1 protein-coding gene is annotated in these 307 nt (G+C 34.9%); it reads left to right on the forward strand.

Annotation, left to right across the window (positions count from 1 at the left end; translation table 11 throughout):
- Positions 1-307 (forward strand): DUF2931 family protein (locus ACHRV0_RS21675; RefSeq protein WP_395442525.1); only part of this gene is annotated, 307 nt, incomplete at both ends.

Here is a 307-nt window from a genome sequence, read left to right on the forward strand (position 1 = left end):
ATTGTGGCAGGAATGGCTCCTGGAGGAAATGTTACTATTTGGATGCAGGGAGGAACTGGTAGTACTGAAATATGTAGGTTTAAAGCAAAAAACAAAGGAATTTGGAAAGAAAATGATCCTGATTATAGTAAATATATAAAAGAGCATCGTAGTTTATCTGACGGATTTAAGGAATCCAGCACTTATTGGAAAATTCATGGTATTCCTTATTCTGTCTGGGAGAAAGGAGAAAAAGAATATCTTTATGATATTGGTTTCACGACAGAAGAAGAAGATAAAAGAGATTATAGTATAGCCATTGCGGGAT

This window comes from Flavobacterium sp. FlaQc-30 (assembly GCF_044005885.1).
Lineage (GTDB): Bacteria > Bacteroidota > Bacteroidia > Flavobacteriales > Flavobacteriaceae > Flavobacterium.